Below are 20641 nucleotides of genomic sequence, written 5' to 3' on the forward strand. Positions count from 1 at the left end.
AACGCAGGCTTTCCCGCCATCACGGGGGTGACGGCCGGTGGAGCGCTGTGCCAAAGTCCGGGCGCTTCGCAGGCGGAACGGGCGCGCAAGCCGGTGCGGCCTGCACAATGAACGGAAGGAACAAGCCGATGAAGAAGATCCGCATGGCGCTGGTGCTGGGTGCGCTGGCGACCGGGACCGCCGGCGTCACCATGGACCACCCCGCCGCCGCCAAGGACGCGAAGAAGATCCGCATCGCCTCGGAAGGCTCCTTCGCCCCGTGGAACGGCATGGATTCGTCGGGCAAGCTGGTCGGCTTCGAGATCGACCTCGCCTGGGACCTGTGCAAGCGCATGGAGGCGGAGTGCGAGCTGATCGCCCAGGACTGGGACGGCATGATCCCGTCGCTGCAGCAGGGCAAGATCGACGCCATCATGGCCGGCATGACCATCACCGAGGAACGCAAGAAGGTCATCGCCTTCGCCGGCCCCTACGGCACCGAACAGTCCACCTTCGCCGTGATGAAGTCCTCCAAGCTGAACGGGGCCGCCTTCGGCGCCGACAGCATCGACCTCGCCGACGAGGCCGGAAGCAAGGCCGCGCTGGCCAAGCTGGCGGAGCTGCTGAAGGGCAAGGCGGTGGGCGTGCAGACCTCCACCATCCAGGTCGATTTCCTGGAAAAGCACCTGCCGGGCGTGACGGTGCGCAGCTACGACAAGATCGACAACGCGGCCATCGACCTGTCCTCCGGCCGGGTGGACGCGATCTTCGGCGACCGCTCTCCCATCGAGGCGATCATCCGCAGCATGGGCAAGGACAGCATGACGCTGGTCGGCCCGACCATGACCCGCGGCGTGCTGGGCGAAGGCATGGGCGTCGGCCTGCGCAAGGCCGATGCCGACCTGAAGGCGCGCTTCGACAAGGCCATCGCCGAGGCCGGCAAGGACGGCACCATCGCCAAGCTGAGCCAGCAGCATTTCGGCTACGACGTTTCGGTGAAGTAACGCCGAAGCCGCCTACCCGCCTGTCGCTTGGCCGGGGGCTTCCCCGGCCATCCGCACCCGATCGACCGCAACCGATGGACAGCATGACCACGCCGCCCCCGCAGCCCGCCGCCGTCCATGACCAGGAGCAGTTCATCCAGACCGCGGGCGGTCGCCTGTATGTGAAGGAATGGCGGCCGGACGCCCCGGACGGGACCGCCCGGCCGCCGATCCTGCTGTTCCACGATTCCCTCGGCTGCGTCGATCTCTGGCGCAGTTTCCCGGCCCGGCTCGCCGCGGCGACGGCAAGACGGGTCATCGCCTATGACCGGCTCGGATTCGGCCGGTCCGATCCGCATCCCGGACAGCTCGCCCTCGATTTCGTGGCGGCGGAGGCGCGGACCGTCCTGCCGGACCTGCTGGACCGGCTCGCCATCGGCGATTTCGTCGCCTGCGGCCACAGCGTCGGCGGCGGCATGGCGGCGGAGACCGCGGCGCTGTTCGGGCCGCGCTGCCGGGCGCTCGTGACCATCGCCGCCCAGGCCTTCGTCGAGGATCGGACCCTCGCCGGCATCCGCGTTGCCGAGCGGGGCTTCCAGGACCCGGCGCAGCTTGCCCGGCTGGCGAAGTACCATGGCGAGAAGGCCCGCTGGGCGGTCGATGCCTGGACCGGCTCCTGGCTGTCGCCCGAATTCGCCGGCTGGACGCTCGACGCCGCCCTGGCGGAGGTCCGCTGCCCGGTGCTGGCCCTGCACGGCGACCGGGACGAATACGGCTCCATGGACCATCCCGCCCGCATCGCCGCCGGCCGAGGAACCGTCCACATGCTTCCCGACACCGGCCACGTCCCGCACCGCGAGCGCGAGGACACGGTGGTCGAGGCGATCAGGGACTTTCTCGCACGGACCTGACCCTCACCGGCGGTATACCTCTCACCGCGCGCCTCAGCCCGATCCCGCCATGGCCTCGCGCTCGGCCCGCAGGGCGGTGAGTTTGGCTTCCAGCTTGCCGATCTTGCGGTCGAGCTTGCGCAGACGCTTGCGGGGCGGCTTGCCCTCGGCGGCATTCTCCTGGACACCCGGCGCCGTACCCTGCCGGATCCGTTCGTTGATGGCCGCCTTGGCGGCAGCGCTCAGCTTTTTCCAGCCCTTCACCTCGGCCTTGGTGCGGTGGCAGCCCAGGCAGGCCCCCTGTCCACCGAACCGGCAGAGCCCGATGCAGGGATTCCGGGTGTCCTTGGCCGCAACACGCTCTTTCGATTTCCTGCGGCCCAACTTGATGATGCTCATGGTGCCTGTCGCATGGTCGCTGTCCTGCGAGCACAATGTGCATCGGCATGCCGGTTCGGCAATGGCCGGGCACCAGCCGGCCCATCCATACAATGAAGCCACGCTGCCTTCGCCAGCCTGACATTGTACGGATTTCCGCGCCTGCCATCACCATGCCCGGTGCGGCAAACCACCGCACCCCCGGGGTCCGGCACAGGAAAGCCCTGCAATCCGCTTGATGCGATCCCGTCAATAACCCATACAAATCGTATTGCCGAGAGGCCGCCGTTCCATACGCCTTTCCGGGACGCGACGGCCGGACGGCTCCTTCGTGCCAGGTGCCCCATGCCCAGCGACGCGCCGATCATCACCCGCCGCCCCAACCACTCTCCCGCCCCGCAGGAGCCGCAGCCGACCTACGCCTCCCACCGCAAGATCCATCCCAAGGCGGTGCACGGGCGCTACCGGCGGATGAAGACCGGGCTCGGCGCGGTGCTGCTGGCGCTGTTTGCCCTGCTGCCCTTCCTGCGCTGGGACCGCGGGCCGGGCGTCCCCGATCAGGCGGTGCTGTTCGATCTCGGCAGCCAGCGCTTCTACATCTTCGCGGTCCAGCTGTGGCCGCAGCATGTCTATTACATCACCGGCGTGATGATCATCGCCGCCATCGGCCTGTTCCTGGCGACGGCGCTGGGCGGCCGGGTCTGGTGCGGCTTCACCTGCCCGCAGACGGTGTGGACCGACCTGTTCGTCTGGATCGAACGGCGGGTCGAGGGCGACCGCAGCGAGCGCATCCGGCTGGACAAGCAGCCCTGGACCGCGCCCTGGCTGGCGAAGAAGGCGGTCAAGCATGCGGCGTGGCTGGCGATCTCCGCCGTCACCGGCTTCCTCAGCATCGCCTACCTGACGGACGCGCCGACGCTGGCGGTCGATCTGCTGCGCTTCGACGCCTCGGCGCTCGCCGCCGGCTCCGTCCTGTTCATGGCCGCCTGCACCTATCTAATGGCCGGCTTCATGCGCGAACAGATGTGCTTCTACGTCTGCCCCTGGCCGCGCATCCAGGCCGCCATGCTGGACGAGGACAGCCTGGTCGTCACCTATCAGGACTGGCGCGGCGAAGGGCGCGCGCCGCTGCGCAAGAGCGAGGGGTGGGACGACCGCGCCCAAAAGGGCTTCGGCGACTGCATCGATTGCGGCCAGTGCGTCCAGGTCTGCCCGACCGGCATCGACATCCGCGACGGCATCCAGATGGAGTGCATCGGCTGCGGCCTGTGCGTCGACGCCTGCAACGACGTGATGGCGCGCATCGGCCGTCCCGGCGACCTCATCCGCTTCGACACACTGACGGCGCAGGCGGCGAAGGCCGTCGCCGCCCCGCCGCCCCGCTACCGCCTGATCCGGCCGCGCACCATCGTCTACGGCCTGATGCTGGTCGTGGTCGGCGGCGCCATGGCCATCGCCCTGGCGCTGAAGCCCAGCGACGACATCGCCGTGCTGCGCGACCGGGCGCCGCTGTTCGTGGCGCTCAGCGACGGGCGCATCCAGAACGCCTACACCATCAAGATCGCCAACATGTCGCTGACGGACCGGCAGTACCGCCTGACCCTGTCCGGCCTGCCGCAGGCCAGCCTCGCCCTGTCGGGTGAAAGCGGCGAGGCCGGCGAGCTGGCGCTGTCCGCCCGCGGCAACGCGGTGGAGACCTACCGCATCCAGGTCCGCGTGCCGCGCGCCGCCCTGGCCGACGCCTCCACCCCGCTCGCCTTCACGCTGACGCCCGACCCGGCCGGCGAGCCGGTCCGGCACGACAGCGTGTTCCTCGCCCCGTGACGCGCCGTGTTCCGCGCGCCTGCGTCGTTGCTTGCGGCGCCGGCGGCGGGACGCGTGTATGATGCGGACGCCGCCGCAGGGTGCAGGTCAAGCAAACGGTCAGGACATTCCATGCAATCCGATATCCCGGCCCGTACAGCCGAAACCGCCGATCCGGCGGAGCAGTCCGGCACCGGCATCTGGCAGCCCGATCTGGCGAACCGGACCAGGCCGGTCTATCTCGCCATCGCCGACGCCATCGCCGAGGATGTCCGCAGCGGCCGGCTGGCGGCGGGGCACCGGATGCCGCCGCAGCGCGCGCTGGCCGACCGGCTGGGCGTGGACCTGACCACGGTCAGCCGGGCCTATGGCGAGGCGCGGCGCAGGGGTCTCCTCGACGCCCGCGTCGGCCAGGGCACCTTCATCAGCGCCCGGCCCGCCGCCCGGCGCGAGGCACCGGCGCCTTTCTCCGCAAACCGGCCGGCCGCGATCATCGACATGACGATGAACCAGCCGCCCCTGCCCGACGCGCCGGACCTGCTGGAGCGCGTGCGCCAGGGGCTGGCCCAGGCCATGCTGCGGATCGACCCGCAATCCCTGCTGCGCTATCCCGACACCGCAACCGCCGCCGGCGGCCTGGAGGAGGATCGCGCGGCGGGCGCTCATTGGCTGTCCCGCCGGCTCGGTCCGGTGGACAACAGCCGCATCGTCGTCTGCCCCGGCACGCAGAGCGCCCTGCTGGCCCTGCTCAGCATGCTCGCCCGCCCCGGCGACATCGTCTGTACGGAGGCGCTGACCTATCCCGGCTTCAGGGCCATCGCCGGGCATCTGGGCCTGCGGGTGGTCGGGGTGGCGATGGACGGCGACGGGCTCGATCCCGACGCCCTGCGCGCCGCCGTGGAGACCCACGCGCCGAAGGCGCTCTACTGCACCCCCACCCTGCACAACCCGACGACGGCGACCCTGCCGGCGGAGCGGCGCGCCGCCATCGCCGCCATCGCCCGCGAGCACGGCATCCCGATCATCGAGGACGACATCTACGGCGTGCTGCCGCAGGACGCGCCGCCGCCCATCGCGGCGCTGGCACCGGAGATGACTTTCCATGTCACCGGTCTGGCGAAATGCGTGGCGCCGGGCCTGCGCATCACCTATGTCGCCGCACCGGACGCCCGTCAGGCCATGCGGCTGGCCGCCGCCCAGCGGGCGACCATGCTCGGCACCCCGCCGATCCCCGCCGCCGTCGCCACCCGCTGGATCGGCGACGGCACCGCCGACGCCCTGCTCGCCGCCATCCGGGCCGAGGCGACCGTCCGCCAGCGCATGGCGCGCGACCTGCTGCCGCCCGCCGCCGTCACCGCCCATCCGGAAGGCTTCCACCTGTGGCTCGGCCTGCCGCCGGCCTGGACACGGGGGAGTTCGCCGCCCATCTGCGCGGCCGCGGCATCGCCGCCGCCGCCAGCGACACCTTTCTCGTTCCCGGCCTCACCGCCGGCCCCGCCCCGGAGGCCCTGCGCATCTGCCTGGGCGCCCCGGTCACCCGCGCGGACTGCCGCCACATGCTGGAGACCCTGGCCGACACGCTGGAACAGAGCCCGGCCCTGGCCGGCATCGTGATCTGAGAGGCTGCTCCTTGAAGCTTTCGATGGTCAGCGGCGGCGCCCGCCGCTAGACTTGGCCGTCATCCCCACACCCTTGTCCGCTTCCATCCCCGACCGCGTCCGGCCGGACCCGTTGCCATGTCTTTGCCCATGCTGCCGCACCGCCGGATGAAACAGTGAACAGGGGCCGGAAAAACGTTTCACGGCGTTTCAAATGTTCAGTTCGCCGCCCCGCCGGATTGGCCCGATCCGGCCATCGGCAACCGCAACGGGCAGCCCCGGCGGCATATCGTTTCAAACAAAGTCAATCTTTAACAAAACAAACTGATCACTCCGAAATAATGATGGCATCGTCTCGGGTGCATGGCTATCGTGACTCCTGAAATTGCGAATCTTGGGACTCTAATACGGTTTTCTATACCCTGGGATTATATCGAAAGGGGTAGAATAGCTCGAGAGTCACAGGCGTTGCTTTAGCGAGGCATAATGAGTGACTTGAAGACCATGTCTCCCGCCGAACTCGATCTGGCGACCCTGATCGTGAATACCCTGACGCTTGAAACCGCCCCGGAGGACATCGACCCGGACGCCGCCCTCTACGGCGAAGGGCTGGGGCTCGATTCAATCGACATCCTTGAGGTGGCGCTCGCCGTCTCCAAGACCTACGGGGTGAAGCTGCGGGCGGATGACGAGAACAACACCCGGATCTTCTCCTCGCTGCGCACGCTGAACGACCACATTCAACAGCTCAAAGCCGCCTGATGCCGGATGTCGCGGCCCAGTCCCGGGGTGGCGCCAGAAGCGCGGTCGCGGTCGGCGCCGGCCTGTCGGCGGTCGTCCTCTACCCCCTGCTGGTCCATGGCGCCATCGTCGCCGACCTGGACGCCGACACCGCCATGGCGCTGGCCCTGGTCCAGGCCACCGTCACCGGGGTTGCGGTCAGCCGCGCCGCGCCCCGCTTCCGCTGGGTGGCGCTGGCCGCGGCCATCGCCCTGCTGGGCCTGTCCTGGCGCTCCGCCCGCGACGGGCTGCTGGCGGCCTCGGCGGTCAGCCACGCCACCATCTATGTCGGCCTGCTGGTCCTGTTCGGCCGCACCCTGCTGGCCGGGCGGGAGCCGCTGATCACCTGGATCGCCCGGCGCATCCGCGGCACCCTGACCGACGGGATGCTGGTCTACACCCGCCGCGTCACCATCGCCTGGTGCCTGTTCTTCGCCGGACAGCTGGCGATGTCGGCCCTGCTGTTCCGCCTCGCCCCCGACACGGTGTGGTCCTTCTTCATCAACGTGCTGGACCTGCCGCTGGTGGCGGCGATGTTCCTGGCCGAATACGCCTACCGGCTGCGGAAATTCCGCAACCATTCCCACGGCTCCATCGCGGACGTCGTCCGCGTCTTTTCGGAGCGGCCAAATCCATGAAGGCCAGAACGACGACGGTCCTGCCATGACGATGCTGTCCACCACCCGCCTTACCCTGATCCGGCACGGCAGACCCGACGATCCGTTCGCCTGGCATGACGGCCGGATGGTGACGGTGCGGAGCTATCTCGCCGCGGTGCGCGATCTGGCCCGCCGCCTGCCGGACGGCGGCTTCGTGCTGAACCTGTGCGGCGACCGGCTGGGCTTCGTCGTCGGTCTGGGCGCCGCCCTGCTGCGCCGACAGGTCAGCCTGCTGCCGCCCAACGACACGCCGGCCACCCTGCGCCAGCTGGAGGAAAGCTATCCCGGCCTCGTCTGCCTGACCGATGCCGGGGCCCACTATGCCGGCATGACCTGCATCGAAGCGCTGCCGCCGGACGGCCTCGACCGCCTGTCCGCCGCGGCGCTGCCCTTCGACGAAGACCTCGCCTTCCCGGCCGATCAGGTGGCGGCCATCGCCTTCACCTCCGGCTCCACCGGCCGGCCGATGCCGCAGGTCAAGAGCTGGGGAACGCTGGTGCGAAGCGTCCGGGGCGCCGGCACCGCGCTCGGCATCGCCGGGCTGGGCTCCGCCGGTCTGGTCGGCACCGTGCCGCACCAGCACATGTATGGGCTGGAGTCGGTCGCCCTGCTGGCCCTGCAGCATGGGCTGGTCCTGCATGGCAGCCGACCGCTGTTCCCGGCCGACATCGCCGACTGCCTCGGCGGCTTGCCCGACCGCCGTATCCTGGTGACCACGCCGGTCCATCTCCAGGCCCTGCTCGCCGACGGCACCGCCCTGCCGCCGCTCGACCTGATCCTCTGCGCCACCGCCCCGCTCGCCCCGCAGCTGGCCATCGACGCGGAGGCCAAGCTGGGCGCGCCGCTGCACGAGATCTACGGCTGTTCGGAGACCGGACAGGTCGCAGTCCGCCGCACCAGCGCCACGGCGGAGTGGCTGTGCATCGACGGCATCCGCCTGCGCCAGGACGAACAGGGAACCTGGGCGTCGGGCGATTTCCTGGACGGCGAGACCCTGCTGGCCGACGTGATCGAGCTGAAGAGCGACACCCGCTTTATCCTGCACGGCCGCTCCGCCGATCAGGTCAACATCGCCGGCAAGCGCAGCTCGCTCGCCTTCCTCAACCACCATCTGAACTCGGTGGAGGGGGTGAAGGACGGCGTCTTCTTCATGCCGAACGAAGGGGAGCGGGACAACCCGCCTCGCCGCCCTGGTGGTGGCGCCCGGTCTGAACGCCGAGACGCTGCTGGCCCGCTTGCGCGAGCGGATCGACCCGATCTTCCTGCCGCGCCCGCTGCGCTTCGTCGACGCCCTGCCGCGCAACCCGACCGGCAAGCTGCCGCGGGAGGCGCTGCTGCGGATGCTCGACACCCCCCAACGCGACTAGGTGCCGCCGCCGTGCCTCGACAGACCGACCTCCGCTTCCCCGCCGACCATCCCACCGCCGCCGGGCATTTTCCCGGCAATCCGGTCATTCCGGGGGCCGTGCTGCTCGACACGGCGCTGACCGCCATCGCGGCGGCGGAGGGGCGCCGGCCCGGCCCCTGCCGGCTGCGCTCTGCCAAGTTCCTGCACCCGGTGCGGCCGGGCGACCAGATGCTGGTCGAATGGCAGGCCGCCCCGGCCGGCGCCATCGCCTTCACCGGCAGCGTCGAAGGCCGCCCCGTGATGACGGGCAGCGTCATGATCGAAGGCGGGGCGCCATGAAGCTACCCCTGCGCGCGAAGCGGACCGCGGACGCCACGGCCACGCCCATCGCCCCGCCGCTCCCGCGCCGCCGCCGCAAGGAGTGGATGAACCGGCCGGAACGCAGCACGACGGCGGCGATCAAGTTCATCGTCTGGGTGGCCCTGCGGCTCGGCCGGCGGGCGGCGAGGCTGCTTCTCTACCCGATCTGCCTCTACTTCGTGCTGTTCTCGCGCAAGCCGCGCAGGGCCTCGGCCCTGTTCCTGTCCAAGGCGCTGGGACGCGCGCCCGGATTCGGCGACCTGTTCCGCCATTATCACGTCTTCGCCGCCTGCCTGCTCGACCGCGTCTTCTTCCTGAACGACCAGACGGACGATTTCGACATCCGCGTCCAGGGCGAGGACATCGTCATCGACCTGATGGAGCGGGGGGAGGGCTGCCTGCTGCTCGGCGCCCATATGGGCAGCTTCGAGGCGATCCGCATGCTGGGCCACCGCCAGAAGGACCTGCGCGTCAGCCTGGTGATGTACGAGGAGAATGCGCGCAAGATCAACTCGGTCCTCAATGCCATCAACCCGCTGCTGTCCATGGAGGTGATCGGGCTCGGCCGGCCGGATTCGATGCTGCGGGTGCGCGAACGGCTGGACCAGGGCCATTTCGTCGGCATGCTGGCCGACCGCACCCTGGACGGGGAAGAGGAGGTCCGCCTGCCCTTCCTCGGCCAGCCGGCCGGCTTCGCCCTGGGTCCGTTCCAACTGGCGGCAATGCTGAAGCGGCCGGTGGTGCTGATGGTCGGGATCTACCAGGGTGGCCGGCGCTACGACGTCCATTTCGAGCGGATCGCCGACTTCTCCGATGTGCCGGTGCAGGACCGTCCGGGTCTGGTGCGCTGGGCGGCCGGCCGCTTCGCCGACCGGCTGGAGCATTACGCCCGCTCCCACCCCTACAACTGGTTCAATTTCTATGATTTCTGGAAATAGACCGGGCCGGCGCCTGCCCCGGCGCCTTATTGCCGCCGGGCTGGCCGTCATGCTGTCGGCCGGTGCCGTGCCGGCCATGGCGGCGGAGCCCTGGGGTCTGGAGGACCTGTTCGCCCGTTTCGCCGCGGTCGGCAGCTCGACCGCCCGCTTCGTCGAGACCCGCGAGGTCAGCCTGCTGAACGCCCCGATGGAGAGCAGCGGCACGCTGACCTACCGGCGGCCGGATTTCCTGGAAAAGCGCACGCTGCAGCCCCAGGCGGAAAGCCTGCGGCTCGACGGCGACCGGCTGACGCTGACCCGGGCGGACGGGGCGTCGCGCACGCTGTCGGTGTCCTCGATGCCGGAAATCCAGAGCTATGTGGAGAGCATCCGCGCGACCCTGCGCGGCGACGTGCCCACCATCATGCGCTTCTACGAGGTGGCGCTGGACGGCACGGAACAGGACTGGCGCATGCAGCTGGTCCCCCGGGCGGACGAGGCGCGCGCGACGGTCCGGCGCATCGTCATCGCCGGGCGGGAGGCGGCGATCCGCCGGATCGAGGTTCAGCAGGCCGACGGCGACCGCTCCGTCATGACCATCCAGCCGGACCCCGCATGACCGCTGCGGTACGCAAGGCGGGATGGGGCGTCGCGCTTTGGCTGGCCGGGCTGATCGTCTGCGGCCTTCTGGTGGCGCGGACACCCGTCACCGCCGACCTGTCCGCCTTCCTCCCCCGCTCGCCCTCGCCCACCCAGCAATTGCTGGTGGACCAGCTGCGCGACGGCGTCGTCTCCCGCCTGATCCTGGTCGCCGTCGAAGGCGACGCGCCGGACCGGCTGACCGGCCTCAGCCGCGATCTTGCCGCCCGGCTGCGCGGCAACCCGCTGGTTGCGGCGGTGGAGAACGGCGAGCGGACCGGGCGCGGCGCCGACGGCGCCTATCTCTGGACCAACCGCTATCTGCTGAGCCCCGCCGTCACGCCGGACCGCTTCACCGCCAACGGGCTGCGGCAGGCCCTGCAGGACGACCTGCGCCTTCTGCAGTCGCCGGCGGGGATGTTCCTGAAGCAAGCGCTGCCGGCCGACCCCACCGCCGAGATCCTGCGCCTGACCGACCGCGTGATGGGGGACGCCGCCGGCCCGGCCAGCCGCAACGGCGTCTGGGTTTCGGCCGACGGGGCACGGGCGCTGCTGCTGGTGCAGACGACCGCCCCCGGCTTCGACCTCGACGCCCAACAGAAGACGCTGGACCTGATCCGCGGCGCGTTCGATCAGGTCCGGGGGGCGGACGGCGCCGCGCGGCTGGTGATGACCGGGCCGGCGGTCTTTTCCGTCCAGACCCGCGACCGGATCGAGGCGGATGCGACCCGCGCCTCCATCGTCGCGACCCTGCTGGTGGCCGGGGTGCTTCTGCTGGTCTACCGGTCCTTGCGCGTTCTGGCGCTGTCGCTGCTGCCGGCGGCGACCGGCGCGCTGGCCGGGGTGGCGGCGGTCGGGCTGGGCTTCGGAACCGTGCACGGCATCACGCTGGGCTTCGGCGTCACCCTGCTGGGCGAAAGCGTCGATTACGCCATCTACCTCTTCACCCAGACCCAGCCGGGCAGCCCGGCGCGGCGGACGCTGCTGCGCATCTGGCCGACGCTGCTGCTGGGGGTCGCGACCTCGATCGTCGGCTTCGGGGCGATGCTGGTCTCCAGCTTCAGCGGTCTGGCGCAGCTCGGCCTCTTCTCCATCACCGGGCTGCTGGTGGCGGTGGCCGTCACCCGCTGGGTTCTGCCGACCCTGCTGCCGGAGGGATACTCGACGGAGCGGCCGGCACGGCTGGCGCCGGTGCTGACCGCCCTGACCAGTGCGGCCCCGGCCCTGCGCCTGCCGCTGGCTGCCGCGACGCTGCTGTCGCTGGCATGGCTCGTCCATCAGGGCCCCGCCGTCTGGTCGGCGGAGCTGTCGAGCCTCAGCCCCATCGCGGAAGCCGACCAGACGCTGGACGAGGCGCTGCGCCGCGACCTCGGCGCGCCCGACGCCGGACATCTGCTGGTCACCGGCGCCGCCACGGCCGACGAGGCTCTGGCCGCCGCCGAACGGCTGTCCGTCCCGCTGGAGGCGCTGGTCCGCGACCGGCTGATCGCCGGCTACGACTCCCCCGCCCTGACCCTGCCGAGCCAGGCGACCCAGCGCGCCCGTCAAGCCGCCCTGCCGCCGCCCGACACACTGCGCGCGGCGCTGAACGAGGCGCTGCAGGGGCTGCCCTTCCGCCCCGACGCCTTCTCCCCCTTTCTGGCCGATGCGGAAAAGGCCCGGACCATGCCGCTGCTGACCCCGGCCAGCCTGGACGGCACAAGCCTGAAGCTGAAGCTCGACTCCCTGCTGGTCCGCAATGGGGACGGCTGGACCGCCATGCTGCCCTTGCGCGGCGTCACCGACCCGCAGGCCGTAGCCGCCCGGATGGCCGGCGAAGAGGCGGCGCGCGGAGCCGTCTTGCTGAACCTGAAGGAGGAATCCGACCACCTCTACCGCAGCTATCGGCAGGAGGCGCTGACGCTGGCGGTGCTGGGTGCGGCCGCCATCACGCTGTTGCTGGCCGCGGCACTGCGGTCGCTGCGGTCGTTGATGGTGGCGGTGATGCCGTTGGCGGCGGCGGTGGTCGTCACCATGGCGCTGCTGACCGCGCTGGGGCAGGCGCTGTCGATCTTCCATCTGGTGGGGCTGCTGCTGGTGGTCGGGGTGGGGTCCAACTATTCGCTGCTGTTCGAGCGGCCGGAGCCGTCCGCCGCCCTGCGCGAACGCATGGTCGCATCGGTCGCCATCGCCAACCTCTGCACCGTCATCGGCTTCGGCACGCTGGCCTTTTCCGGTATCCCGGTGCTGCGCGGCATCGGCATGACCGTCGCCATCGGCGCCTTCCTCAGCCTCGCCTTCGCCGCGGTGCTGAGCCGGCAGCACCCCGCCGCACGGGAGGTGGACGGGCATGCCTGAACCGACGCGCTGGCGCCCTTCGCCGCTGCTACGGGCATCCGCCCTTCTCCATGTCGCTGCGGCGGCCGGCGTCGCGGCGGTTCCGGCGTCGTGGCCCTGGGCGCTGGGTGCGGTGGCGGGCAACCACGCCCTGCTGGGCGCCATCGGGCTCTGGCCGCGCAGCAGCCTGCTCGGCCCCAATCTGCGCCGCCTGCCGGATGCCAACGCCCGGCTGGGGCAGGTCGGCCTCTGCTTCGACGACGGCCCCGATCCGGAGGTGACGCCCGCCGTCCTCGACCTGCTGGAGCGGGCCGGCGCCCGCGCCAGCTTCTTCTGCATCGCCGACCGTGCCGCCCGCCATCCCGCGCTGGTCGAGGCCATCGTCTGCCGCGGCCATACGGTGGAGAACCACAGCTGGCACCATTCCCACCGCTTCGCCGCCATGGGCATCCGCGCGATCCGGCGCGAGGTGGGTGAGGCGCAGCGGCTGCTGACCGATCTCGCCGGCCGGCCGCCGCGCTTCTTCAAGCCGCCGGCGGGATTGCGCAATCCGCTGCTCGATCCCGTCCTCGCCGGGTTCGGCCTGCGTCTGGCGACCTGGACCCGGCGCGGCTTTGATGCGGTGCGGCGCGACCCGGCAGCGGTGGAGCGGCGTCTGGTCCGCGGGCTCGGCCCCGGCGACCTGCTGATGCTGCATGACGGCTCCGCCGCGCGCGACGGCGATGGCCGGCCGGTGGTTCTGACGGTGCTGCCGCGCCTGCTCGACACACTCGCCGCACACGGATTGACGGCCGTATCGCTGGAGGGGGTGCCCGATGTCTGAGGCCGTGTTCCGGGAACTGGTGACCGCCGCCGCCCGGCCCTACCGCCCCTGCGGCCGCTACGCCTGGCATTTCGCCAAGGGCAAGCTCGCCGGCGACCCCGTCTTCCGCCACCTGCTGAGCCATCCGCTGCTTCCCGCCCGCGGCCGGCTGCTCGACCTCGGATGCGGGCAGGGCGTGCTGACGGCGCTGCTGCGCGCCGCGGCCGAACGGTACGCCTCGGGCGGCTGGCCGGCGGACTGGCCGGCGCCGCCCACCGACCTCGTCACCCAAGGGGTGGAACTGTCGGCACGGCGGGTGCGGATCGCCCGGACCGCGCTCGGCGCCGAAGCCGTCAGCCAGGGCGACATCCGCAAGACCGATCTGCCGCCTTGCGACGCCATCGTCATTTTGGACGTCCTGCTCTACCTGAAACCGGCGGAGCAGACGGCGGTGCTGTCCCGCTGCGTTGACGCTCTGGCGCCCGGCGGGGTTCTGCTGCTGCGGGAGGCGGATGCCGGCGGTGGCCTGCCTTTCCAGGTCACCCGTTGGGCCGAACAGGCGGCCTGCGCCGCACGCGGCCAATGGCGGCAAACCCTGACTTACCGCCCTTCGGCCGACTGGCTATCCCTTCTGAACGGGCTGGGTCTGTCGACGACAGCCCTGCCGATGAGCCAGGGCACACCCTTCGCCAACACCTTGTTCATAGCCCGCCGAAGCAATGAGCCAGTCCAATTTTGTCCTTCCTTGCATGAAATTCCCAATGTTAGGATCCAGTGAACAATGAAACCGCAGCCCCGGCCGAAATCCTTCTCAACACTCATAAGAATTCCATCGTGCAGCCACTTGCCGTAAGCCATATGAGCATCGTCAGCAGCCTTGGCGCCGGACAGGATGCAACCCTGGATGCTCTGCGCAATGGCCGCGGCGGGCTGAAACCTTGCAGTTTCGAGACGGTCACGCTCGACACGCACATCGGCGAGGTGGAGGGGCTGGACGATGTCCGCCTGCCGGCCGAACTTGCCGGCTATGACTGCCGCAACAACCGGCTGGCCGACATGGCGTTGCGGCAGGACGGCTTTGCGGAGGCGGTCGCCGCGGCACGGGACCGCTATGGCGCGCACCGGATCGGCGTCTTCCTCGGCACCAGCACCTCCGGCATCCTGTCGGCGGAACTGGCCTTCCGCGCGCGGGATCCGCAGACCGGGGCGCTGCCCGGCGACTTCAGCTTCGCCACCACCCACAGCACCGGCTCGCTCGCCGATTTCGTCCGCCGCCGCCTGGGGCTGGAGGGGCCGGCCTTCGTCGTCTCGTCGGCCTGCGCCACCACGTCGAAGGTCTTCGCCAACGCCGCCCGCATGATCGCGGCGGGCCTGTGCGACGCGGCGGTGGTCGGCGGGGCCGACAGCCTGTGCCTGACCACGCTCTACGGCTTCCATTCGCTGGAACTGGTGTCCCCCACCCCCTGCCGGCCGTTCGATGCGCACCGCAGCGGCGTCTCGCTGGGCGAGGGCGCCGGTTTCGCCCTGCTGGAGCGCCGCGATCCCAATTCTGCGGCGGGCTCCATCCATCTGCTGGGGACCGGCGAAAGCAACGACGCGCACCACATGTCCACCCCGCATCCCGAAGGGCTGGGCGCGCGGCTGGCGATGGAGCGGGCGCTGGCCGATGCTGGCTTGCGGCCGGGGGACATCGACTACGTCAACCTGCACGGCACCGCGACCACCTATGGCGACGCGGCGGAGGACCGCGCCATCACCGAACTGCTCGGCACCCGCACGCCGGTCAGTTCCACCAAGGGCTATACCGGCCACACGCTGGGCGCCGCCGGAATCGTCGAGGCGATCGTCAGCATGCTGGCGCTGCGCACCGGACTGATCCCCGGCAGCCCGCAGACCCGCAACCTCGACCCCGCCCTGCGCAGCCGCTACCTGCAGGCCAACGAAACCGGACGGATGGACCGCGTGATGACCAACTCCTTCGGCTTCGGCGGCAGCAACAGCAGCCTGATCTTCGGGTGGGCCGCCTGATGCGGGTGCATGTCGAGGGCATCGGCCTGCTCGGCCCCGGCCTGGCCGGCTGGGAGGACTCCCGCGCCATCCTCGCCGGCGACAGCCCCTATGTGGCGACGCCGGCCGTGCTGACCGCCAGCCCGCTGCTGCCGCCGGCCGAGCGGCGCCGCAGCGTGCCGACCGTCAAGCTCGCCATGGCGGTGGGGGCGGAGGCGATGGAACAGGCCGGCCGCGATCCCGCGACCGTCGCCACCGTTTTCGCCTCCTCCAGCGGCGACCCCGACACGCTGCACCAGATCCTGGAGACATTGGCGACGGAAGAGCGCGACATCTCGCCGACGCGCTTCCACAACTCCGTCCACAACGCGCCGGCCGGCTATTGGAGCATCGCCACCCGCTCGCGCGAGCCCTCCACCAGTCTGGCGGCGCATGACGAGAGCTTCCAGGCCGGCCTGCTGGAAGCGGCGGCGGAGGTCGCGGCCGACGGCTGGACCGTCGGGCTGATCGCCTACGACCTGCCCTATCCCGATCCGCTGAGCAAGGTCCGGCCCATCGCCGGCAGCTTCGGCACGGCACTGGTCTTGACGCCGGCACCGACCGGCCGCTGTCTCGCCTGCCTCGACATCGACGTCACTCGGGGAGGAGCCGGCCACCCGCATGGCCGACATCGGGCTGGAGGCGCTGCGGACCGGCAACCCGACCGCCCGCGCCCTGCCGCTGCTGGCGGCGCTGGCGCGCGTCTGTGCAGGCGGCGGCCCCGAGACCGTGGTGCTGGACCTGCCGCCGGGCGGACGGGTGGTGGTCCGGGTGGCCGCGCCATGCTGATGACGCGCGAGGCGCTGGCGGCGCTCATCCCCCATGCCGGCACCATGTGCCTGCTGCACGGCCTGTTATCCTGGGACGAGACCCGCATCCGCTGCGTCGCCCGCAGCCATCGCGATCCGGACAACCCGCTTCGCCATGCCGGGCGTCTGGCCGCCCTGTGCGGGGTGGAATACGCGTCGCAGGCGATGGCGGTGCATGGCGGGCTGATTGGCGGACTGACAGGCGGCGGAACGCGCCCGGCCGCGGGATACCTCGCCAGCCTGCGCGACCTCGCCTGCCATGTCGAACGGCTGGACGATGTGGCGGACGACCTGATCGTCGATGCCGAGAACCTGACCGGCGGAGGCAGCCGCGTGATCTACGCCTTCTCCCTCTCAGCGGGCGGACGCGAATTGCTGAGCGGCCGGGCGGCGGCGGTGATCGACGCCGGAATTGCGGATTTGGGGGCGGCATGAGACGGGCACTCGTCACCGGCGGCAGCGGGGCGTTGGGGGCTGCGATCTGCAGGGCGCTGGCGACGGACGGCTGCCATGTTCTGGTCCACGCCAACGGCTCCGCCGACCGCGCCGCGGCGTTGGCGGGGGAGATCGCCGCGGCCGGCGGGTCGGCGGAACCGCTGGCCTTCGACGTCACCGACGCCGATGCCGCCGCCGCCGCGCTGGAGCGCGTGCTGGACGCCGGCCCGATCCAGATCCTGGTCAACAATGCCGGCATCCATGACGATGCCGTGATGCCGGCCATGCGGCGGGAGCAGTGGAGCCGCGTGGTCGACGTGTCGCTCAACGGCTTCTTCAACGTGACGCAACCGCTGCTGATGCCGATGATCGGCACGCGCTGGGGCCGCATCGTCACCGTGTCGTCGGTGGCGGCCATCGCCGGCAACCGCGGCCAGACCAACTATGCCGCCGCCAAGGCTGGGCTGCATGGCGCGACCAAGTCGCTGGCGCTGGAACTGGCGCCGCGCGGCATCACCGTCAACGCGGTGGCGCCGGGCATCATCGCCTCGCCCATGGCCGACGCCGCCTTCGACGCCGACATGGTCAAGCGGATGGTGCCGATGAAGCGCGCCGGCCGGCCGGAGGAGGTGGCCGACCTCGTCGCCTTCCTGGCGTCCGACCGCGCCGCCTACATCTCCGGCCAGATCATCTCGATAAACGGCGGGATGATCTGAGAGGGCGGGAACGCACCCGACGGATCGTCAGCATCGGCAGCCGGCCGATGAATCCCAGCATCAGCCGCGTGTGCATCCAGGTCAGCAGGGCGTTGTCCCGGACATAGTTGAAGTGGGAAACCCCGCCCTCCTCCGGTTTGAAGTAGCGGACGGGTGCGGCCACGTTGATGGTGGGAAGGCCGAGCCAGCACAGCCGCACCGCCGCCTCCGGATCGAAATCGAACCGGCGCATCCAGGGATTGCGCCGCATCACCGCCCTAAGCGGCTTGATCGGATAGACGCGGAAGCCGAACAGCGAATCGCCGATCCCACACCACAAAGTTTCCAGATTGGCCCACCAGTTGGAGATCTTGCGCCCGCCCACCCGCAGCCGCGGTGCGGCGGCGTCGAACACCGGCTTGCCCAGCACCAGGGCGTCGGGATTTGCCTGGGAAACACCCTGGAACTGCGGGATGCGGTCGGCCGGATGCTGGCCGTCGGCATCCATGGTCAGCGCATGGGTGAAGCCGCAGCGCTCCGCCTCCTCCAGCCCATGCAGCACGGCGGCACCCTTGCCCCGGTTAACCGGCAGTTCCAGTATGCGCAGATGAGGGTCGTCGGCGGCCATGGCCCGCAACTCCTCCACCGTCCCGTCGGTGCTGCCGTCCACCACCACCCAGACCGGCGCCCAGTGCCGGCGCGCCGCCCGCACCGTCTCGAACAGCTTCGGCCCGGTGTTGTAGCTGGGAATCAGGACGAGGTGGCTGGATGACGCGTCGGTGATCACAATTCGGACCTGTAATGCTGTTCCAGTTCGGCGACGAGGCCGCGTACGTCCGTCGTCGTATCAAAGCGGCGGCCGAGGCGGACGGTGTAGACCAGCGGGAAGTCCGGCTTGCGGAACAGCGGCCAGCCCTTGCCGAGGAAATTGGTGTTTGCTTCGATGAAGACGGTCTGAACCGGCGCCCCCGCCGTCTTGGCGATCAGCGCGAAGCCACCCTTCAACGGGTTGAGCGGAGCCCGTTCGGTGCGGGTCCCTTCGGGGAAGATCAGCAGATGATGGCCGGCACGCACCCGTTGCGCCGCCGTCTTCACCAGCGAATTGGGCGCGTCGTTGCGGATGTAGCCGGCCATCCGCGCCCCGCCGCCGAGGAAGAGATTGTCGTAGACCGGGGCCTTGGCGATGCACACCACATCCGGCAGCCGCGAGATCAGCAGCACGGCATCCAGGATCGACGGATGATTCGGGCAGATCAGCAATCCGCCGTCGCCCTTCAACCCGTCCAGCGCCGACAGATCGGTCTTCAGCACCCCGCAGGCCCGCAGCGTGCCGAGATAGAGGCGGAAGCCGGTCTTGATCGCCAGCCGGCCGAGCGGGCCGGCGATGCGGCGCGGCAGCAGCGGTCCGATCAGCGCCGCCGTCAGGCTCCAGGCCAGCGACATCAGCCCGAACAGGAACAGCAGGCCGTAGAACAGCACATGTTCCCAGACCTGCCGGACCGCGCCGACAAAGGTCAGACGGCGTCGCCCAGCGGCGTCCGCACGTTCTGTCGCCGTTTCCGCCATGCCATGTAGTTCCTTTTCAAGTCCAGCAGGGCGTTCATGTAGTAGATCGCCTTGAATATCTTCAGCCGGGCCTTGATCGGCGACGGACGGAAGACGTCGCCGGCCAGAAGCGACAGCAGCGCCTCCTCCACCCGGAAGACGTTGCGCGGCCCCATGAACAGGTTCCGCAAGGCCGGTGTCGTCACCCGGTAGATGTACCAGGAGAAGGTGCCGATCCCCTGCCGGACGGTCTGCTCGAAGCGCTTCAGCACCTGTTCCTGCCGCGCCGGTTCGCGCAGGCAGGCATCGACCGCCTCGGCCCCTTCGAAGGCGCTGGTCATCGCCAGATAGACGCCGGTGGAAAAGACCGGGTCGATGAAGGCGAAGGCGTCGCCCAGCATGACGTATCCAGACCCCGACATGCGGTCCGCCTGATAGGAGAAGTTGCCGGTTCCCGTCACCGGGCCGGTCAGCTCCGCCCCCTCCAGCCGTTCCGCCAGCGCCGGGCACAGCGCCACCGTGTCCAGGAAGAAGCGGGTCTGGTCGGTCTTGCGCGTCTTGAAGTAATAGGGCCAGCAGACCGCGCCGACGCTGGTGGTGCCGTCCGCCAGCGGGATGAACCAGAACCAGCCATGGTCGAACCAGAAGACGGTGATGTTGCCCTCGGCCTTGCCCGGCAGCCGTCTGGCGCCGGTGAAATGGCCGAACATCGCCGCACTGTTGTGCTTGGTGTTGCGCCGCTTGATGCCGAAGCGCGAGGCCAGCAGCGTGTCGCGCCCCGACGCGTCGACCAGGAAGCGCGTGCGCAGGCTGCGGACGGTGCCGTCATCCTGCCGGGCGGTGACGATGGTGCCCTCCGTCCCCCGGATGTCGACGTCGGTCACCTTGCAGCCTTCAACGACGGTCGCCCCCTTGGCCGCGGCATTGCGGATCAGGATATGGTCGAATTCCGACCGGCGGACCTGGAAGGCATAGGGCTTGGTCTTGTCCCAGGCATTGGCGAAGTCGAAGGTGACGGCCTTGCCGTGATAGGGCGACACGAACTCCGCCCCGTATTTCAGCATGCCGATCCGCTCCACCTCCTCCAGCACACCCAGCCGCTCCAGCAGGGGCAGGTTGCAGGGAAGCAGGGATTCGCCGATGTGGAACCGCGGGTGATGGTCCTTTTCCAGCAGCACCACCCGATGGCCCTTGCCGGCCAGCAGCGCCGCCGCGGTCGACCCGGCGGGACCGCCGCCGACCACCAGAACGTCGCAATCGTAATCGGAGCCGTTCGACATCATGGCCTTCGCCGCACTCCCGGTTGTTCCGCCTTGAGTTGTTCGATTTCCGATGCCCGTCTTCCGGCAATGCGACCGGGAGTCACGGTATCGAGTCTATCAGACCCCGTCGCGGACGATCCAGGGACAAAAGCCCGACATCGCCCTTTATCGGGGGCTTATACAAAAGGATATATCCGCACCTTGCCGATATCAGCATCTTCTGTTCGAAGATGCCGCGCCGGCAATATTACAGGTCGATTGCATCACCCTCGGGGCATTGCTCACGGATTTCCGCCATTGCACTTGGGAAAGCGCAATTGGCTTGATTGGTTACCCATTTGGCGCCCGTTTCACGATGCATAAACCTACTTGTCTGCCGAAGCCGGGGCTTACAAGA

The 20641-nt window shown here is 70.0% G+C and carries 18 protein-coding genes and 1 pseudogene; 15 read left to right on the forward strand and 4 right to left on the reverse strand.

Annotation, left to right across the window (positions count from 1 at the left end; genetic code table 11):
• Positions 1 to 128: 128 nt before the first annotated feature.
• Both AB8P05_RS18640 and AB8P05_RS18645 read left to right on the forward strand, forming a co-directional pair.
• On the forward strand, positions 129 to 983 hold the full coding sequence (locus AB8P05_RS18640; protein WP_472759738.1) for a transporter substrate-binding domain-containing protein: 855 nt from the start codon (positions 129 to 131) through the stop codon (positions 981 to 983).
• An 83-nt stretch (positions 984 to 1066) separates the two neighbouring features.
• Entirely contained in the window at positions 1067 to 1873 is an 807-nt protein-coding gene (locus AB8P05_RS18645) for an alpha/beta fold hydrolase (RefSeq protein ID WP_472759739.1), read from the forward strand.
• A gap of 33 nt (positions 1874 to 1906) precedes the next feature.
• Here the strand turns inward: AB8P05_RS18645 and AB8P05_RS18650 are convergent, their stop codons facing one another.
• Complete coding sequence (locus AB8P05_RS18650; protein ID WP_472759740.1) at positions 1907 to 2251, reverse strand: DUF1289 domain-containing protein; 345 nt, start codon at positions 2249 to 2251, stop codon at positions 1907 to 1909.
• 324 nt (positions 2252 to 2575) lie between these two features.
• On the opposite strand from AB8P05_RS18650, the gene ccoG reads away from it, so the two are divergent.
• The 13 genes and pseudogenes from ccoG (at position 2576) to fabG (ending at position 17458) form a co-directional block, all read left to right on the forward strand.
• Complete coding sequence (gene ccoG, locus AB8P05_RS18655) at positions 2576 to 4054, forward strand: cytochrome c oxidase accessory protein CcoG (protein WP_472759741.1); 1479 nt, start codon at positions 2576 to 2578, stop codon at positions 4052 to 4054.
• Positions 4055 to 4165: 111 nt separating this feature from the next.
• Positions 4166 to 5652, forward strand: a pseudogene (locus AB8P05_RS18660) (aminotransferase-like domain-containing protein).
• A gap of 465 nt (positions 5653 to 6117) precedes the next feature.
• The gene (locus tag AB8P05_RS18665; RefSeq protein ID WP_472759742.1) at positions 6118 to 6393 is read left to right on the forward strand and encodes a phosphopantetheine-binding protein; all 276 of its coding nucleotides are present in this window, start codon (positions 6118 to 6120) and stop codon (positions 6391 to 6393) included.
• Positions 6393 to 7049: a COG4648 family protein gene (locus AB8P05_RS18670; protein ID WP_455173909.1), complete on the forward strand. Its 657-nt coding sequence runs from the start codon at positions 6393 to 6395 to the stop codon at positions 7047 to 7049. The genes AB8P05_RS18665 and AB8P05_RS18670 overlap by 1 nt, the downstream gene beginning before the upstream one ends.
• 25 nt (positions 7050 to 7074) lie before the next feature.
• The gene (locus AB8P05_RS18675; RefSeq protein WP_472759743.1) at positions 7075 to 8757 is read left to right on the forward strand and encodes an AMP-binding protein; all 1683 of its coding nucleotides are present in this window, start codon (positions 7075 to 7077) and stop codon (positions 8755 to 8757) included.
• Positions 8754 to 9716 carry an LpxL/LpxP family acyltransferase gene (locus tag AB8P05_RS18680; RefSeq protein WP_472759744.1) on the forward strand — a complete coding sequence of 321 codons (963 nt, stop codon included), beginning with the start codon at positions 8754 to 8756 and terminating at the stop codon, positions 9714 to 9716. The genes AB8P05_RS18675 and AB8P05_RS18680 overlap by 4 nt, the downstream gene beginning before the upstream one ends.
• A gap of 49 nt (positions 9717 to 9765) precedes the next feature.
• Positions 9766 to 10314, forward strand: coding sequence for a LolA-related protein (locus AB8P05_RS18685; RefSeq protein WP_472759745.1), 549 nt, complete (start codon positions 9766 to 9768; stop codon positions 10312 to 10314).
• Complete coding sequence (locus AB8P05_RS18690) at positions 10311 to 12671, forward strand: MMPL family transporter (RefSeq protein WP_472759746.1); 2361 nt, start codon at positions 10311 to 10313, stop codon at positions 12669 to 12671. The genes AB8P05_RS18685 and AB8P05_RS18690 overlap by 4 nt, the downstream gene beginning before the upstream one ends.
• A complete protein-coding gene (locus AB8P05_RS18695; protein ID WP_472759747.1) occupies positions 12664 to 13473 on the forward strand; it encodes a polysaccharide deacetylase family protein in 810 nt (269 codons plus the stop codon). Before AB8P05_RS18690 ends, AB8P05_RS18695 begins: the two co-directional genes overlap by 8 nt.
• On the forward strand, positions 13466 to 14230 hold the full coding sequence (locus AB8P05_RS18700; protein WP_472759748.1) for a class I SAM-dependent methyltransferase: 765 nt from the start codon (positions 13466 to 13468) through the stop codon (positions 14228 to 14230). The genes AB8P05_RS18695 and AB8P05_RS18700 overlap by 8 nt, the downstream gene beginning before the upstream one ends.
• A 56-nt stretch (positions 14231 to 14286) precedes the next feature.
• On the forward strand, positions 14287 to 15480 hold the full coding sequence (locus AB8P05_RS18705) for a beta-ketoacyl-[acyl-carrier-protein] synthase family protein (RefSeq protein WP_472759749.1): 1194 nt from the start codon (positions 14287 to 14289) through the stop codon (positions 15478 to 15480).
• Entirely contained in the window at positions 15480 to 16742 is a 1263-nt protein-coding gene (locus tag AB8P05_RS18710) for an ApeP family dehydratase (RefSeq protein WP_472759750.1), read from the forward strand. The genes AB8P05_RS18705 and AB8P05_RS18710 overlap by 1 nt, the downstream gene beginning before the upstream one ends.
• The gene (gene fabG / locus AB8P05_RS18715) at positions 16739 to 17458 is read left to right on the forward strand and encodes a 3-oxoacyl-ACP reductase FabG (protein ID WP_472759751.1); all 720 of its coding nucleotides are present in this window, start codon (positions 16739 to 16741) and stop codon (positions 17456 to 17458) included. The genes AB8P05_RS18710 and fabG overlap by 4 nt, the downstream gene beginning before the upstream one ends.
• Here the strand turns inward: fabG and AB8P05_RS18720 are convergent.
• The 3 genes from AB8P05_RS18720 to AB8P05_RS18730 are packed head-to-tail and all read right to left on the reverse strand — an operon-like array spanning position 17430 to position 20265.
• Positions 17430 to 18227, reverse strand: a complete 798-nt coding sequence (locus AB8P05_RS18720) for a glycosyltransferase family 2 protein (RefSeq protein ID WP_472760131.1) — start codon at positions 18225 to 18227, stop codon at positions 17430 to 17432. The two genes, fabG and AB8P05_RS18720, sit on opposite strands and share 29 nt — an antisense overlap.
• Positions 18221 to 19003: a lysophospholipid acyltransferase family protein gene (locus tag AB8P05_RS18725; RefSeq protein WP_472759752.1), complete on the reverse strand. Its 783-nt coding sequence runs from the start codon at positions 19001 to 19003 to the stop codon at positions 18221 to 18223. The genes AB8P05_RS18720 and AB8P05_RS18725 overlap by 7 nt, the downstream gene beginning before the upstream one ends.
• Positions 18952 to 20265, reverse strand: coding sequence for an NAD(P)/FAD-dependent oxidoreductase (locus AB8P05_RS18730; protein WP_472759753.1), 1314 nt, complete (start codon positions 20263 to 20265; stop codon positions 18952 to 18954). Before AB8P05_RS18730 ends, AB8P05_RS18725 begins: the two co-directional genes overlap by 52 nt.
• Positions 20266 to 20641: the final 376 nt, after the last annotated feature.

The sequence above is a fragment of the Azospirillum sp. VT-I1 genome (assembly GCF_055698305.1).

What these genes read in the sequence shown, in the direction of transcription:
- AB8P05_RS18640 (WP_472759738.1), top strand. Translation starts at nt 129, where the DNA reads ATGAAGAAGATCCGCATGGCGCTGGTGCTGGGTGCGCTGGCGACCGGG.
- AB8P05_RS18645 (WP_472759739.1), top strand. Translation starts at nt 1,067, where the DNA reads ATGACCACGCCGCCCCCGCAGCCCGCCGCCGTCCATGACCAGGAGCAG.
- AB8P05_RS18650 (WP_472759740.1), bottom strand. Translation starts at nt 2,251, where the DNA reads ATGAGCATCATCAAGTTGGGCCGCAGGAAATCGAAAGAGCGTGTTGCG.
- ccoG (WP_472759741.1), top strand. Translation starts at nt 2,576, where the DNA reads ATGCCCAGCGACGCGCCGATCATCACCCGCCGCCCCAACCACTCTCCC.
- AB8P05_RS18665 (WP_472759742.1), top strand. Translation starts at nt 6,118, where the DNA reads ATGAGTGACTTGAAGACCATGTCTCCCGCCGAACTCGATCTGGCGACC.
- AB8P05_RS18670 (WP_455173909.1), top strand. Translation starts at nt 6,393, where the DNA reads ATGCCGGATGTCGCGGCCCAGTCCCGGGGTGGCGCCAGAAGCGCGGTC.
- AB8P05_RS18675 (WP_472759743.1), top strand. Translation starts at nt 7,075, where the DNA reads ATGACGATGCTGTCCACCACCCGCCTTACCCTGATCCGGCACGGCAGA.
- AB8P05_RS18680 (WP_472759744.1), top strand. Translation starts at nt 8,754, where the DNA reads ATGAAGCTACCCCTGCGCGCGAAGCGGACCGCGGACGCCACGGCCACG.
- AB8P05_RS18685 (WP_472759745.1), top strand. Translation starts at nt 9,766, where the DNA reads ATGCTGTCGGCCGGTGCCGTGCCGGCCATGGCGGCGGAGCCCTGGGGT.
- AB8P05_RS18690 (WP_472759746.1), top strand. Translation starts at nt 10,311, where the DNA reads ATGACCGCTGCGGTACGCAAGGCGGGATGGGGCGTCGCGCTTTGGCTG.
- AB8P05_RS18695 (WP_472759747.1), top strand. Translation starts at nt 12,664, where the DNA reads ATGCCTGAACCGACGCGCTGGCGCCCTTCGCCGCTGCTACGGGCATCC.
- AB8P05_RS18700 (WP_472759748.1), top strand. Translation starts at nt 13,466, where the DNA reads ATGTCTGAGGCCGTGTTCCGGGAACTGGTGACCGCCGCCGCCCGGCCC.
- AB8P05_RS18710 (WP_472759750.1), top strand. Translation starts at nt 15,480, where the DNA reads ATGCGGGTGCATGTCGAGGGCATCGGCCTGCTCGGCCCCGGCCTGGCC.
- fabG (WP_472759751.1), top strand. Translation starts at nt 16,739, where the DNA reads ATGAGACGGGCACTCGTCACCGGCGGCAGCGGGGCGTTGGGGGCTGCG.
- AB8P05_RS18725 (WP_472759752.1), bottom strand. Translation starts at nt 19,003, where the DNA reads ATGGCGGAAACGGCGACAGAACGTGCGGACGCCGCTGGGCGACGCCGT.
- AB8P05_RS18730 (WP_472759753.1), bottom strand. Translation starts at nt 20,265, where the DNA reads ATGATGTCGAACGGCTCCGATTACGATTGCGACGTTCTGGTGGTCGGC.